Source organism: Shigella sp. FC1567 (genome assembly GCF_001743015.1).
In the GTDB taxonomy this organism is placed as follows: domain Bacteria; phylum Pseudomonadota; class Gammaproteobacteria; order Enterobacterales; family Enterobacteriaceae; genus Escherichia; species Escherichia coli.
The window spans coordinates 1-13,865 of record NZ_MIIV01000013.1; the positions used below are offsets into that span (position 1 = coordinate 1).

Consider the following 13,865-nt stretch of genomic DNA (forward strand, 5'->3'; position numbering starts at 1 on the left):
AAGACCGCACGAATATAACGGTGGGTTCCCCCCAAACGAATCGGAAAATCGATACTGGAAAAACTCTAACTCGGTGGCCAGTTTTTGTTGACCACTTCATACCCAGATTGCACCAACGTCGCGTGGTGATGTGCAAGCCTATCAGGATATTCGTCATCAGCTCGAAAATGAAGCTGGACGAATTAATGGTAAATACGGGCAATTAGGCTGGACGCCGCTTTATTATTTGAATCAGCATTTTGACCGTAAATTACTGATGAAAATATTCCGCTACTCTGACGTGGGCTTAGTGACGCCACTGCGTGACGGGATGAACCTGGTAGCAAAAGAGTATGTTGCTGCTCAGGACCCAGCCAACCCGGGCGTTCTTGTTCTTTCGCAATTTGCGGGAGCGGCAAACGAGTTAACGTCGGCGTTAATTGTTAACCCCTACGATCGTGACGAAGTTGCAGCTGCGCTGGATCGTGCATTGACTATGTCGCTGGCGGAACGTATTTCCCGTCATGCAGAAATGCTGGACGTTATCGTGAAAAACGATATTAACCACTGGCAGGAGTGCTTCATTAGCGACCTAAAGCAGATAGTTCCGCGAAGCGCGGAAAGCCAGCAGCGCGATAAAGTTGCTACCTTTCCAAAGCTTGCGTAGGAGCGGTTAATCACCCGTAAGTGGAACTAACAGCACATCGACCTCACTTGAGGCAATCACTCTTTTCGCCGAGCAGGATGCTCGCGAAAAGAAACTGTGATTGTGATTACCGCAAATCACCAAATCGAAATGATGTTTGTGACATACTTCCAGAATATGTTCGCTTAACTCACCGTAGGCAATAAACGTCTTGTCAACGGGATACCCCGCATCCTGAATTAACTTATCAAGAAAGCTTTGCGTTTCTTCTTGCATCACGCTGCGTAAATCTTCAAGCATCGGCGCGGCTAATTGATTGTACATTTCCGGGTCGGAAGCGAGAGTAATTAAACTGATGTGTCCCTTTACTGGCCTGGCGATAGATACCGCTTTTGCCAGCAGTTGCTGACTTTCCGGTGTAACCGCAACAGCGACAAGAATATTGCTATAGCTCATAACCTGTTCCTTATTCTGTGAACTTCAGGTGACATTAAAGCTTTACTCCTAATGGAGAAACGACGCAATCCCAACTCGGTCAAACAGGTAAATATTAGTCTGATTATTAGTAAAGACAATTAATCAATCACTCCCGGTGATCATATAATTTCAAATGTAATTATAAGAAAATAGTGTACTGATTCTCCGCATTAAACAAGTGGTTAATATATGTAAAACATTTGATTAACATTAAGTTGATTGTTGCCTTTCTTTGTATTTAATTAGTTTGTTGTGCGGTAAGTGTCTGTTTAAAAATAGCTTATCTGGTATTGCATGAAAGTGATTATTTATAGCAGATGATTATTTACGGTGAGTTATTTTAACTGTGCGCAACATCCCATTTCGATTATTCCAGTTTCATTTTTGCTTGCTAGCGTAGCGAAAAACTTTTTAACAGATTGAAATACACCCAAAACAAAAGTATGGCTTATACATTTATGTTAAGTAATTGAGTGTTTTGTGTGATCTGCATCACACATTATTGAAAATCGCAGCCCCCCTCCGTTGTATGTGCGTGTAGTGACGAGTACAGTTGCGTCGATTTAGGAAAAATCTTAGATAAGTGTAAAGACCCATTTCTATTTGTAAGGACATATTAAACCAAAAAGGTGGTTCTGCTTATTGCAGCTTATCGCACTATTCTAATGCTAATTATTTTTTACCGGGGCTTCCCGGCGACATCACGGGGTGCGGTGAAACCGCATAAAAATAAAGTTGGTTATTCTGGGTGGGAATAATGCATACCTCCGAGTTGCTGAAACACATTTATGACATCAACTTGTCATATTTACTACTTGCACAGCGTTTGATTGTTCAGGACAAAGCGTCCGCTATGTTTCGTCTCGGCATAAATGAAGAAATGGCGACAACGTTAGCGGCACTGACTCTTCCGCAAATGGTTAAGCTGGCAGAAACCAATCAACTGGTTTGTCACTTCCGTTTTGACAGCCACCAGACGATTACTCAGTTGACGCAAGATTCCCGCGTTAACGATCTCCAGCAAATTCATACCGGCATCATGCTCTCAACACGCTTGCTGAATGATGTTAATCAGCCTGAAGAAGCGCTGCGCAAGAAAAGGGCCTGATCATGAGTGAAAAAAGCATTGTTCAGGAAGCGCGGGATATTGAATTGATCACCCTGGGCGCTCGTTTGCAGATGCTGGAAAGCGAAACACAGTTAAGTCGCGGACGCCTGATAAAACTTTATAAAGAACTGCGCGGAAGCCCACCGCCGAAAGGCATGCTGCCATTCTCAACCGACTGGTTTATGACCTGGGAACAAAACGTTCATGCTTCGATGTTCTGTAATGCATGGCAGTTTTTACTGAAAACAGGTTTGTGTAATGGCGTCGATGCGGTGATCAAAGCCTACCGTTTATACCTTGAACAGTGCCCACAAGCAGAAGAAGGACCACTGCTGGCATTAACCCGTGCCTGGACATTGGTGCGGTTTGTTGAAAGTGGATTACTGCAACTTTCCAGCTGCAACTGCTGCGGCGGCAATTTTATTACCCACGCTCACCAGCCTGTTGGCAGCTTTGCCTGCAGCTTATGTCAACCGCCATCCCGGGCAGTAAAAAGACGTAAACTTTCCCAGAATCCTGCCGATATTATCCCACAACTGCTGGATGAACAGAGAGTACAGGCTGTTTAACTGATACGGTGTGGCGCAACATGCCAGCAGCGGTAACGACGTACCGCTGCTTTTTTTTTGCCCCAATCGCGCGTTAACGCCTGACGACTGAACATCCTGTCATGGTCAACAGTGGAAGGATGATGTCGTGCTTATCTTATTAGGTTACCTGGTTGTTCTCGGTACAGTTTTCGGCGGATAAGTCAATTGATCTATCAACGAGCCGGGATCGTCCTGGCCGATCATAAACGCGACATGGTTTACAACCGACTGGTTCGTCGTTTGCGTTCGCTGGGACTGACGGATTTCGGTCATTATCTGAACTTGCTGGAATCTAATCAGCACAGCGGTGAGTGGCAGGCGTTTATCAATTCGCTGACCACGAATCTGACGGCATTTTTCCGTGAGGCACATCATTTCCCTCTGCTCGCGGATCACGCACGTCGCCGTTCTGGCGAGTATCGCGTATGGAGCGCGGCGGCTTCAACCGGCGAAGAGCCGTACAGCATTGCGATGACGCTGGCTGACACATTGGGCACCGCGCCCGGACGCTGGAAAGTGTTTGCCAGTGATATCGACACCGAAGTGCTGGAAAAAGCCAGAAGCGGTATTTATCGCCATGAAGAGTTGAAAAACCTGACGCCGCAGCAACTGCAACGGTATTTCATGCGAGGGACGGGACCGCATGAAGGGCTGGTACGCGTGCGTCAGGAGCTGGCGAACTATGTTGATTTTGCCCCGCTGAATCTACTGGCGAAACAGTACACCGTGCCGGGGCCGTTTGATGCGATCTTCTGTCGTAACGTCATGATCTACTTCGATCAAAATACCCAGCAGGAGATTTTGCGCCGCTTTGTTCCGCTCCTTAAACCCGACGGATTGCTGTTTGCGGGTCACTCTGAAAACTTTAGCCACCTTGAGCGCCGCTTCACGCTGCGTGGTCAGACGGTGTATGCGCTAAGTAAGGATTAACGATGAGCAAAATCAGGGTGTTATCTGTCGATGATTCGGCACTGATGCGCCAGATCATGACAGAAATCATCAACAGCCATAGCGACATGGAAATGGTGGCGACCGCGCCTGATCCGCTGGTCGCGCGTGACTTGATTAAGAAATTCAATCCCGATGTGCTGACGCTGGATGTTGAAATGCCGCGGATGGACGGACTGGATTTCCTCGAAAAATTAATGCGTTTGCGTCCAATGCCCGTTGTGATGGTTTCTTCCTTGACCGGCAAAGGATCAGAAGTCACGCTGCGCGCGCTGGAGCTGGGGGCAATAGATTTTGTCACCAAACCGCAACTGGGTATTCGCGAAGGAATGCTGGCGTATAGCGAAATGATTGCTGAAAAGGTGCGTACGGCAGCAAAGGCGAGCCTTGCAGCACATAAGCCATTGTCAGCACCGACAACGCTGAAGGCGGGTCCGTTGTTGAGTTCTGAAAAACTGATTGCGATTGGTGCTTCAACGGGTGGAACTGAGGCAATTCGTCACGTACTGCAACCGTTGCCGCTTTCCAGCCCGGCATTGTTAATTACCCAACATATGCCGCCCGGTTTCACCCGCTCTTTTGCCGACAGACTTAATAAGCTTTGCCAGATCGGGGTTAAAGAAGCCGAAGACGGAGAACGTGTCTTGCCGGGGCATGCCTATATTGCGCCGGGCGATCGGCATATGGAACTGGCGCGTAGTGGCGCAAATTATCAAATCAAAATTCACGACGGCCCGGTGGGAATGTTGGCGATGCGTCAGGCGGGGGCATGGACCCTTGCGCAAAACGAAGCAAGTTGCGTGGTGTTCGGCATGCCGCGCGAGGCCATCAATATGGGTGGTGTCTGCGAAGTGGTCGATCTTAGCCAGGTAAGCCAGCAAATGTTGGCAAAAATTAGTGCCGGACAGGCGATACGTATTTAAATCAGGAGTGTGAAATGGCGGATAAAGAACTTAAATTTTTGGTTGTGGATGACTTTTCCACCATGCGACGCATAGTGCGTAACCTGCTGAAAGAGCTGGGATTCAATAATGTTGAGGAAGCGGAAGATGGCGTCGACGCTCTCAATAAGTTGCAGGCAGGCGGTTATGGATTTGTTATCTCCGACTGGAACATGCCCAATATGGATGGCCTGGAATTGCTGAAAACAATTCGTGCGGATGGCGCGATGTCGGCATTGCCAGTGTTAATGGTGACTGCAGAAGCGAAGAAAGAGAACATCATTGCTGCGGCGCAAGCGGGGGCCAGTGGCTATGTGGTGAAGCCATTTACCGCCGCGACGCTGGAGGAAAAACTCAACAAAATCTTTGATAAACTGGACATGTGAGGATGCGACTATGATGCAACCATCAATCAAACCTGCTGACGAGCATTCAGCTGGCGATATCATTGCGCGCATCGGCAGCCTGACGCGTATGCTGCGCGACAGTTTGCGGGAACTGGGGCTGGATCAGGCCATTGCCGAAGCGGCGGAAGCCATCCCCGATGCGCGCGATCGTTTGTACTATGTTGTGCAGATGACCGCCCAGGCTGCGGAGCGGGCGCTGAACAGTGTTGAGGCGTCACAACCGCATCAGGATCAAATGGAGAAATCAGCAAAAGCGTTAACCCAACGTTGGGATGACTGGTTTGCCGATCCGATTGACCTTGCCGACGCCCGTGAACTGGTAACAGATACACGACAATTTCTGGCAGATGTACCCGCGCATACCAGCTTTACTAACGCGCAACTGCTGGAAATCATGATGGCGCAGGATTTTCAGGATCTCACCGGGCAGGTTATTAAGCGGATGATGGATGTCATTCAGGAGATCGAACGCCAGTTGCTGATGGTGCTGTTGGAAAACATCCCGGAACAGGAGTCGCGTCCAAAACGTGAAAACCAGAGTTTGCTTAATGGACCTCAGGTCGATACCAGCAAAGCCGGTGTGGTAGCCAGTCAGGATCAGGTGGACGATTTGTTGGATAGTCTTGGATTTTGATTTGTATTGCCTGATGTGGCGTGACCACGTCATATCAGGCGGTCTGATAAGGCGATGACGCCGCATCCGACAAACGCACACTATGCTTGATGTGTGGCAGCAAAAGCCCTAAATCCCGCGTTCCCGTGAACTGACCTCACTGCTGATTTTGCTGGTGGGCGTGTGTGTTATCTGGTTCGGCGGTGTGTCGCTGGCCCGTCGATTGTCGGGCATGCTCTCCGCTGGGCTGCATTTTGATCACAGTATTATCAAAGACCCGAATCTGATCCTCGGGCAGATTATTCTGCTGATCAGAGAAGCCATGCTGGCGCTGCTACCGCTGATTAGCGGCGTGGTGCTGGTAGCGCTCATTTCTCCGGTCATGCTGGGGGGGCTGGTATTTAGCGGAAAATCCTTGCAGCCGAAGTTTTCCAAACTCAACCCGCTACCGGGCATTAAACGGATGTTCTCGGCACAGACTGGCGCGGAGTTGCTTAAAGCAATTTTGAAAACCATCTTGGTTGGCAGCGTGACGGGGTTTTTTCTCTGGCATCACTGGCCGCAGATGATGCGCTTACTGGCCGAGTCTCCGATTACCGCCATGGGTAATGCGATGGATTTGGTAGGGCTATGCGCACTGCTGGTGGTGCTTGGTGTCATTCCAATGGTGGGATTTGACGTCTTTTTCCAAATCTTCAGCCACCTGAAAAAGCTGCGAATGTCGCGGCAGGATATTCGTGATGAGTTCAAACAAAGCGAAGGCGACCCCCATGTTAAAGGACGGATCCGTCAGATGCAGCGAGCTGCCGCACGGCGTCGGATGATGGCCGATGTGCCGAAAGCGGATGTCATTGTCAATAACCCGACCCACTATTCGGTAGCGTTGCAGTATGACGAAAACAAAATGAGCGCACCGAAAGTGGTCGCTAAAGGTGCAGGGCTGGTCGCGCTGCGCATTCGTGAAATTGGCGCTGAAAATAACGTCCCGACGCTTGAAGCGCCGCCGCTGGCGCGAGCGCTGTATCGACATGCGGAGATTGGTCAACAAATCCCGGGTCAACTGTACGCCGCGGTGGCGGAAGTGCTGGCCTGGATCTGGCAACTGAAACGCTGGCGTCTGGCTGGTGGACAGCGCCCTGTACAACCTACTCATCTTCCGGTGCCGGAAGCCCTGGATTTTATTAACGAGAAACCGACCCATGAGTAATCTGGCCGCGATGCTGCGCCTGCCCGCAAACCTGAAATCGACACAATGGCAGATCCTTGCCGGACCGATTTTGATCCTGTTGATCTTGTCGATGATGGTGCTGCCACTGCCCGCATTCATACTCGACCTGTTGTTTACCTTCAATATTGCCTTGTCGATCATGGTGTTGCTGGTGGCGATGTTTACCCAGCGCACGCTTGAGTTTGCTGCGTTTCCGACCATTCTGTTGTTTACTACGTTGTTGCGTCTGGCACTTAACGTGGCTTCAACCCGTATCATTTTGATGGAAGGGCATACCGGCGCGGCGGCGGCAGGGAAGGTGGTCGAAGCGTTCGGTCACTTCCTCGTTGGTGGCAATTTCGCTATAGGTATCGTGGTGTTTGTCATTCTCGTGATCATCAACTTTATGGTCATTACCAAAGGTGCCGGGCGTATCGCAGAAGTGGGTGCGCGCTTTGTTCTCGATGGTATGCCGGGTAAGCAGATGGCGATTGACGCCGACCTTAACGCTGGATTGATTGGTGAAGATGAGGCGAAAAAACGCCGCTCCGAAGTGACTCAGGAAGCCGATTTTTACGGCTCAATGGACGGGGCAAGTAAGTTTGTTCGCGGCGATGCCATCGCCGGGATCCTCATCATGGTCATTAACGTTGTCGGCGGGTTGCTGGTCGGCGTGCTGCAACATGGCATGAGCATGGGACACGCGGCGGAAAGTTATACGCTATTGACCATTGGCGACGGTCTGGTGGCACAAATTCCGGCGCTGGTGATTTCTACCGCCGCGGGGGTCATCGTTACGCGTGTCAGCACCGATCAGGATGTTGGCGAGCAGATGGTGAATCAGCTTTTCAGTAACCCAAGCGTTATGTTGTTAAGCGCCGCCGTGCTCGGTTTACTCGGCTTGGTGCCTGGAATGCCGAACCTGGTATTTTTGCTGTTCACTGCCGGATTGCTGGGGCTGGCCTGGTGGATACGCGGATGCGAACAAAAAGCGCCTGCCGAACCCAAACCGGTAAAAATGGCAGAGAATAATACCGTTGTCGAAGCGACGTGGAACGATGTACAACTGGAAGATTCTCTGGGAATGGAAGTGGGTTATCGACTGATCCCGATGGTCGATTTCCAGCAGGATGGTGAGTTGTTGGGCCGTATACGCAGTATCCGCAAGAAATTTGCCCAGGAGATGGGATTTCTGCCGCCAGTGGTGCACATTCGCGACAATATGGATCTGCAACCTGCCCGCTATCGCATTTTGATGAAAGGCGTGGAGATTGGCAGTGGTGATGCTTATCCGAGGCGCTGGTTGGCGATTAACCCTGGAACCGCTGCCGGGACGTTACCTGGTGAGGCGACCGTCGATCCGGCATTTGGCCTGAATGCTATCTGGATTGAAAGTGCGCTAAAAGAACAGGCGCAGATTCAGGGGTACACAGTGGTTGAGGCCAGCACGGTGGTAGCAACGCATCTTAACCACCTCATTAGCCAGCATGCCGCAGAGCTGTTTGGTCGTCAGGAGGCGCAACAGCTGTTGGATCGCGTCGCCCAGGAGATGCCAAAGCTGACGGAAGATCTCGTTCCTGGCGTCGTCACGCTCACCACACTGCATAAAGTGCTGCAAAATCTCCTCGATGAAAAAGTACCGATTCGCGATATGCGCACCATTCTCGAAACGCTGGCGGAACATGCGCCCATCCAAAGCGATCCACATGAATTAACCGCCGTCGTGCGCGTGGCGTTGGGACGGGCGATTACCCAGCAGTGGTTTCCTGGCAAAGATGAAGTCCATGTTATTGGCCTCGATACACCGCTGGAACGTTTGTTACTACAGGCGCTGCAGGGCGGGGGAGGACTGGAGCCAGGGCTGGCGGATCGTTTACTGGCGCAAACTCAGGAAGCGCTATCCCGTCAGGAGATGCTGGGTGCGCCGCCAGTATTGTTGGTGAACCACGCGCTGCGACCATTATTGTCTCGCTTCCTGCGCCGCAGCTTGCCGCAGTTAGTGGTCCTGTCGAATCTGGAACTGTCTGATAACCGACATATCCGCATGACGGCGACAATTGGCGGCAAATAATGAGAACCTTATTAGCAATATTATTGTTTCCGCTGCTGGTGCAAGCCGCCGGGGAGGGGATGTGGCAGGCAAGTAGTGTAGGAATTACGCTAAATCATCGCGGTGAGTCGATGTCGTCTGCGCCTCTTTCTACGCGACAACCTGCTTCAGGATTGATGACGCTGGTAGCGTGGCGTTATCAGCTTATCGGCCCGACACCTTCAGGACTGCGGGTTCGCTTGTGTTCGCAATCTCGTTGTGTCGAATTAGAGGGGCAGAGCGGAACCACCGTGGCCTTTTCCGGTATAGCGGCAGCAGAACCGTTGCGATTTATCTGGGAAGTGCCAGGCGGTGGGCGGTTAATTCCACCGCTAAAGGTACAACGTAATGAAGTGATTGTGAATTATCGCTGAAGGACAAAAAAATTACGCGCTCGCGAGTATGTTTAATAACTCAGTGAAAAAGGCTCGATGTCTTGTTGCAATTATTTATCAGGAATAGCTTGCAACAAAACATGCCAAAAAGATGTGAATTATCCTCTTGTCAAAGGGCTTGGATAAAAATCTTCAGAGTTACGGTATAGCTGCAACTGGCGAGTTCGCGTATTGGTCTGTATGATCATACATGAGAGCCATTCTGATTCAGAATAAGGGTCACTTAAATCCTGAACGTCCTCATTTGAAAGGATTAATTCACATTCTTTGTCCCTAAAATCCAGCCAGGCTCGCTGTGATTTTTTAAGCAAGTTAAGTTGTTCGATATCAGGTTTTTTTACACCTGTGCGTGGCACTTGTTCTATATAACGATAAGCTTCACCATAGGCTTTATTTAATTGCGCATCGACGAGATTGTATTCTTGTCGCAGGCATGATTTGATCACGTTAATGTCAGTATCATCATCTGAATTTTTTTGCCAACAATCTTTGATGGCTGAAATGTCATGGTCGTTTACTATAACCGTATCTTCTGCGTAAGCCTGGCAAGAGATAATGCCTAATGTTAATACAAGAAATTTAAACACTGCGGTATTCCTTAAATTCAACCGTTATCGTTTCCCTGGGGCCGGATATTACGCTTCTGGCCTCTTATCCAACAGTCAGAAAACAATGGCATGTCCATTTTCAGAATACATTTAGATGGCAATAAAAAAGCCTGATCAGGTAACCCTGATCAGGCTTTACTCTCACGAAAAATCGATTACATACGCTCTACTGTCTCAATACCCAGCGTATCCAGACCCAGCTTTAGCGTCTTCGCTGTCAGTTGTGCCAGTTTCAGACGGCTGTTACGCACTTCTTCGTTTTCTGCGCTGAGGATCGGGCAGTGCTCGTAGAAGCCAGAGAACAGACCAGCCAGATCGTACAGGTAAGCACACATCACATGCGGCGTGCCTTCACGGGCAACCACGGTGAGGGTTTCTTCAAACTGCAGCAGGCGAGCTGCCAGTTGCGCTTCACGATCTTCACGGATGATTACCGGAGCTGCAGCCAGTTGCTCTTCGTTAATTTCTGCCTTACGGAACACGGACAATACACGCGTGTAAGCATACTGCATGTATGGCGCGGTATTACCCTCAAACGCCAGCATGTTGTCCCAGTCGAAGATGTAGTCCGTGGTGCGGTTTTTGGAGAGATCCGCATATTTCACCGCTCCAATACCAACCGCGTTAGCCAGTTTTTCCAGCTCGTCAGCTGGCATATCCGGGTTCTTTTCTGCCACCAGACGGCGTGCACGTTCCAAGGCTTCATCCAGCAGATCGGCCAGTTTCACTGTACCACCCGCGCGGTTTTGAACGGTTTGCCGTCTTTACCCAGCATCATGCCGAACATGTGGTGTTCCAGCGGTACGGATTCCGGTACATAGCCTGCTTTACGGACGATCGCCCATGCCTGCATCAGGTGTTGATGCTGACGGGAGTCGATGTAATACAGCACGCGATCGGCATGCAGTGTTTCATAACGATATTTCGCACAGGCGATATCAGTGGTGGTGTAGAGATAGCCGCCATCTTTCTTCTGAATGATCACGCCCATCGGTTCGCCTTCCTTGTTTTTAAACTCATCAAGGAATACGACGGTCGCCCCTTCGCTTTCTACTGCCAGACCTTTGGCTTTGAGATCCGCCACAATTCCTGGCAGCATTGGGTTGTAGAGGCTTTCGCCCATCACGTCATCACGGGTCAGCGTCACGTTGAGACGATCGTAGGTGATCTGGTTCTGCGTCATGGTGATGTCGACCAGTTTGTGCCACATCTCGCGGAAATATTCGTCACCGCTTTGCAGTTTTACCACGTAGTTACGTGCACGCTCGGCAAACTCTTCATCTTCGTCGTAATGCTTTTTCGCATCGCGGTAGAAACCTTCAAGGTCAGCCAGCTCCATTTCACCGGCGTTTTCCTGCTGCTGCTTTTCCAGCCATGCAATCAGCATACCGAACTGAGTGCCCCAGTCGCCGACGTGGTTTGCGCGAATCACTTTGTGACCGAGGAACTCCAGAGTACGCACTGCTGCGTCACCAATAATGGTAGAGCGCAGGTGACCGACATGCATCTCTTTCGCCACGTTTGGCGCAGAGTAGTCAACCACAATGGTCTGTTTTTCTGGCGTAGAAACACCGAGACGATCGGACGCCAGCGCCTGCTGAACATGTTCAGCCAGGAATGCCGGATCAAGGAAAATGTTGATAAAGCCTGGACCGGCGATCTCAACTTTGCTGGCGATACCGTTAAGATCCAGATGAGTCAGCACCTGCTCTGCTAATTGTCGCGGTGCCATACCCAGTTTTTTAGCAACTGCCATCATGCCGTTAGCCTGATAGTCGCCGAACTGAACTTTTGCTGACTGACGAACCTGCGGTTCGCAATCCGCAGGCGCGCCTGCGCAATCATGGCCTGACGGACTTTTTCTGAGAGAAGAGCCTGAATATTCACCGGAATACCTTACATTGATGAAGCGAGCAAAAATTGCCCGCACCAGTTAAAGAAATTAGGGCGGGAGTATACTGCAAATGGCTGTTTTCGTCAGCAACGTGCGCGTGGCGTATTGCCGTTTTCACTATTGCATCAGAAGCGGCGTGAAATCAGCGGTTGGTTGGCGCAGGGCAACAGGGTAAATTAACGCTTTTACTGAAAGACGAAGAGTGATTATGGCGAACTGGCAATCTATCGACGAGCTGCAGGATATTGCATCGGATTTACCGCGATTTACCCACGCATTAGATGAACTCTCCCGCCGTCTGGGGTTGGATATCACTCCGCTGACTGCCGATCACATTTCTTTGCGTTGCCATCAAAACGTCACCGCTGAGCGCTGGCGTCGCGGTTTTGAACAGTGTGGCGAGCTTTTGTCAGAAAATATGATCAATGGCAGACCGATTTGTCTGTTTAAATTGCATGAACCGGTACAGGTTGCGCACTGGCAGTTTTCCATTGTGGAGCTACCGTGGCCCGGGGAAAAACGTTACCCACACGAAGGTTGGGAACATATTGAAATCGTTCTGCCGGGTGATCCAGAAACGCTGAATGCCCGTGCGCTGGCATTGCTTTCTGATGAAGGACTCAGCCTACCGGGGATCTCAGTGAAAACCAGTTCGCCAAAAGGTGAGTATGAGCGATTACCGAATCCGACGCTGGCGGTCACCGATGGCAAAACAACTATTAAGTTTCATCCGTGGTCCATTGAAGAGATCGTTGCCAGCGAGCAGTCGGCGTAATTAAGGAGTAAAAATGGCATTACTGGAAATTTGCTGTTACAGCATGGAATGTGCACTAACGGCGCAGCAAAACGGCGCAGACAGAGTTGAATTATGCGCAGCCCCAAAAGAGGGGGGCTTAACGCCGTCGTTGGGTGTACTGAAATCCGTGCGCCAGTGGGTGACGATCCCTGTGCATCCGATTATCCGCCCACGCGGTGGTGATTTTTGCTACAGCGACGGTGAGTTTGCCGCCATTCTTGAGGATGTGCGCACAGTCCGCGAATTAGGTTTTCCTGGACTGGTGACGGGCGTGCTCGATGTTGACGGGAATGTCGATATGCCACGAATGGAAAAAATAATGGCTGCTGCCGGTCCGCTGGCAGTGACTTTTCATCGCGCCTTCGATATGTGCGCTAACCCTTTAAATACACTCAGTAATCTTGCGGAATTGGGCATCGCCCGGGTGCTGACATCAGGGCAAAAATCAGATGCACTGCAAGGTTTATCAAAAATTATGGAACTTATTGCCCATCGTGATGCTCCAATCATTATGGCCGGAGCAGGAGTCCGTGCAGAAAACCTGCACCACTTCCTCGATGCCGGAGTGCTGGAAGTCCATAGCTCCGCGGGAGCGTGGCAAGCTTCACCGATGCGTTATCGTAATCAAGGATTGTCCATGTCATCAGATGCACACGCGGACGAGTATTCGCGTTATGTCGTAGACGGGGCGGCGGTTGCTGAAATGAAAGGAATCATTGAACGCCATCAGGCCAAATGATTTTTACCGTTGCATCATGTCGCCCAATATGATGCTTGCTCGTACCAGGCCCCTGCAATTTCGACAGGGGCCTTTTTTATCCCTGAGCAGTATAAAAAACGTACGATAACCGTGATCTGTTGAGCGGGTGACAGTGAACATAGCGTTGTGCTAAAAATATTTTATATATTCACATTAATTATGGGGTAATGCTGCCAACTTACTGATTTAGTGTATGATGGTGATTTTAAGGTGCTTGCGTGGCTTCCATTTCCATCAGATGTCCTTCCTGCTCCGCTACTGAAGGCGTGGTGCGTAACGGCAAAAGCACTGCCGGACATCAGCGCTATCTCTGCTCTCATTGCCGTAAAACATGGCAACTACAGTTCACTTACACCGCCTCTCAGCCCGGTACGCACCAGAAAATCATTGATATGGCCATGAATGGC

General features: G+C 50.3%; 14 protein-coding genes and 3 pseudogenes. 14 read left to right on the top strand and 3 right to left on the bottom strand.

The window, feature by feature from the left end:
• Positions 1-97: 97 nt before the first annotated feature.
• Positions 98-646, top strand: a pseudogene (locus BHE85_RS01090) (trehalose-6-phosphate synthase); the annotation flags it as partial.
• A 6-nt stretch (positions 647-652) separates the two neighbouring features.
• Here BHE85_RS01090 and uspC read toward each other — a convergent pair.
• Positions 653-1,081 carry a universal stress protein UspC gene (gene uspC / locus BHE85_RS01095; RefSeq protein WP_000122426.1) on the bottom strand — a complete coding sequence of 143 codons (429 nt, stop codon included), beginning with the start codon at positions 1,079-1,081 and terminating at the stop codon, positions 653-655.
• 778 nt (positions 1,082-1,859) lie between these two features.
• On the opposite strand from uspC, the gene flhD reads away from it, so the two are divergent.
• The 9 genes and pseudogenes from flhD to flhE all read left to right on the top strand — a co-directional run bounded on the left by flhD (position 1,860) and on the right by flhE (position 9,379).
• Positions 1,860-2,210, top strand: coding sequence for a flagellar transcriptional regulator FlhD (gene flhD, locus BHE85_RS01100; RefSeq protein WP_004982958.1), 351 nt, complete (start codon positions 1,860-1,862; stop codon positions 2,208-2,210).
• A gap of 2 nt (positions 2,211-2,212) precedes the next feature.
• Positions 2,213-2,779 carry a flagellar transcriptional regulator FlhC gene (flhC, locus tag BHE85_RS01105; protein ID WP_001291578.1) on the top strand — a complete coding sequence of 189 codons (567 nt, stop codon included), beginning with the start codon at positions 2,213-2,215 and terminating at the stop codon, positions 2,777-2,779.
• 138 nt (positions 2,780-2,917) lie between these two features.
• Positions 2,918-3,730: a protein-glutamate O-methyltransferase CheR gene (gene cheR, locus BHE85_RS01110; protein ID WP_032324276.1), complete on the top strand. Its 813-nt coding sequence runs from the start codon at positions 2,918-2,920 to the stop codon at positions 3,728-3,730.
• Between the two features lie 2 nt (positions 3,731-3,732).
• Positions 3,733-4,671 (top strand): protein-glutamate methylesterase/protein-glutamine glutaminase, encoded by a 939-nt coding sequence (locus tag BHE85_RS01115; protein ID WP_000036377.1) that lies wholly within the window; start codon positions 3,733-3,735, stop codon positions 4,669-4,671.
• A 14-nt stretch (positions 4,672-4,685) separates the two neighbouring features.
• Positions 4,686-5,075: a chemotaxis response regulator CheY gene (gene cheY, locus BHE85_RS01120; RefSeq protein WP_000763866.1), complete on the top strand. Its 390-nt coding sequence runs from the start codon at positions 4,686-4,688 to the stop codon at positions 5,073-5,075.
• 10 nt (positions 5,076-5,085) lie between these two features.
• Positions 5,086-5,730, top strand: coding sequence for a protein phosphatase CheZ (gene cheZ / locus BHE85_RS01125; RefSeq protein WP_000983609.1), 645 nt, complete (start codon positions 5,086-5,088; stop codon positions 5,728-5,730).
• 112 nt (positions 5,731-5,842) lie between these two features.
• Positions 5,843-6,916, top strand: a pseudogene (gene flhB, locus BHE85_RS01130) (flagellar biosynthesis protein FlhB); the annotation flags it as partial.
• Positions 6,909-8,987, top strand: a complete 2,079-nt coding sequence (gene flhA / locus BHE85_RS01135) for a flagellar biosynthesis protein FlhA (protein WP_128832465.1) — start codon at positions 6,909-6,911, stop codon at positions 8,985-8,987. The pseudogene flhB and the gene flhA, both read left to right, overlap by 8 nt.
• Positions 8,987-9,379, top strand: a complete 393-nt coding sequence (gene flhE / locus BHE85_RS01140; RefSeq protein ID WP_001259583.1) for a flagellar protein FlhE — start codon at positions 8,987-8,989, stop codon at positions 9,377-9,379. The genes flhA and flhE overlap by 1 nt, the downstream gene beginning before the upstream one ends.
• Positions 9,380-9,498: 119 nt before the next feature.
• Here flhE and BHE85_RS01145 read toward each other — a convergent pair whose 3' ends face one another.
• Positions 9,499-9,987 carry a lysozyme inhibitor LprI family protein gene (locus BHE85_RS01145; protein WP_004982998.1) on the bottom strand — a complete coding sequence of 163 codons (489 nt, stop codon included), beginning with the start codon at positions 9,985-9,987 and terminating at the stop codon, positions 9,499-9,501.
• Positions 9,988-10,077: 90 nt separating this feature from the next.
• Here BHE85_RS01145 and yecV point away from each other — a divergent pair, with 90 nt between their 5' ends.
• Positions 10,078-10,122 carry a protein YecV gene (gene yecV / locus BHE85_RS27125; protein ID WP_211180499.1) on the top strand — a complete coding sequence of 15 codons (45 nt, stop codon included), beginning with the start codon at positions 10,078-10,080 and terminating at the stop codon, positions 10,120-10,122.
• Positions 10,123-10,163: 41 nt separating this feature from the next.
• Here yecV and argS read toward each other — a convergent pair.
• Positions 10,164-11,895: pseudogene (argS, locus tag BHE85_RS01150) on the bottom strand (arginine--tRNA ligase).
• A 215-nt stretch (positions 11,896-12,110) separates the two neighbouring features.
• Here argS and BHE85_RS01155 point away from each other — a divergent pair.
• The 3 genes from BHE85_RS01155 to BHE85_RS01165 all read left to right on the top strand — a co-directional run.
• A complete protein-coding gene (locus BHE85_RS01155) occupies positions 12,111-12,677 on the top strand; it encodes a VOC family protein (protein WP_004982864.1) in 567 nt (188 codons plus the stop codon).
• A gap of 13 nt (positions 12,678-12,690) precedes the next feature.
• The gene (cutC, locus tag BHE85_RS01160; protein WP_001185758.1) at positions 12,691-13,437 is read left to right on the top strand and encodes a copper homeostasis protein CutC; all 747 of its coding nucleotides are present in this window, start codon (positions 12,691-12,693) and stop codon (positions 13,435-13,437) included.
• Positions 13,438-13,676: 239 nt separating this feature from the next.
• On the top strand, positions 13,677-13,865 hold a 189-nt coding region (locus tag BHE85_RS01165), incomplete at its 3' end, for an IS1 family transposase (RefSeq protein WP_047204290.1).

Coding starts and splice junctions, on each gene's coding strand:
- BHE85_RS01115 (WP_000036377.1), top strand. CDS start 3,733: ATGAGCAAAATCAGGGTGTTATCTGTCGATGATTCGGCACTGATGCGC.
- flhE (WP_001259583.1), top strand. CDS start 8,987: ATGAGAACCTTATTAGCAATATTATTGTTTCCGCTGCTGGTGCAAGCC.
- uspC (WP_000122426.1), bottom strand. CDS start 1,081: ATGAGCTATAGCAATATTCTTGTCGCTGTTGCGGTTACACCGGAAAGT.
- BHE85_RS01155 (WP_004982864.1), top strand. CDS start 12,111: ATGGCGAACTGGCAATCTATCGACGAGCTGCAGGATATTGCATCGGAT.
- cheZ (WP_000983609.1), top strand. CDS start 5,086: ATGATGCAACCATCAATCAAACCTGCTGACGAGCATTCAGCTGGCGAT.
- cheY (WP_000763866.1), top strand. CDS start 4,686: ATGGCGGATAAAGAACTTAAATTTTTGGTTGTGGATGACTTTTCCACC.
- cutC (WP_001185758.1), top strand. CDS start 12,691: ATGGCATTACTGGAAATTTGCTGTTACAGCATGGAATGTGCACTAACG.
- flhD (WP_004982958.1), top strand. CDS start 1,860: ATGCATACCTCCGAGTTGCTGAAACACATTTATGACATCAACTTGTCA.
- flhA (WP_128832465.1), top strand. CDS start 6,909: ATGAGTAATCTGGCCGCGATGCTGCGCCTGCCCGCAAACCTGAAATCG.
- flhC (WP_001291578.1), top strand. CDS start 2,213: ATGAGTGAAAAAAGCATTGTTCAGGAAGCGCGGGATATTGAATTGATC.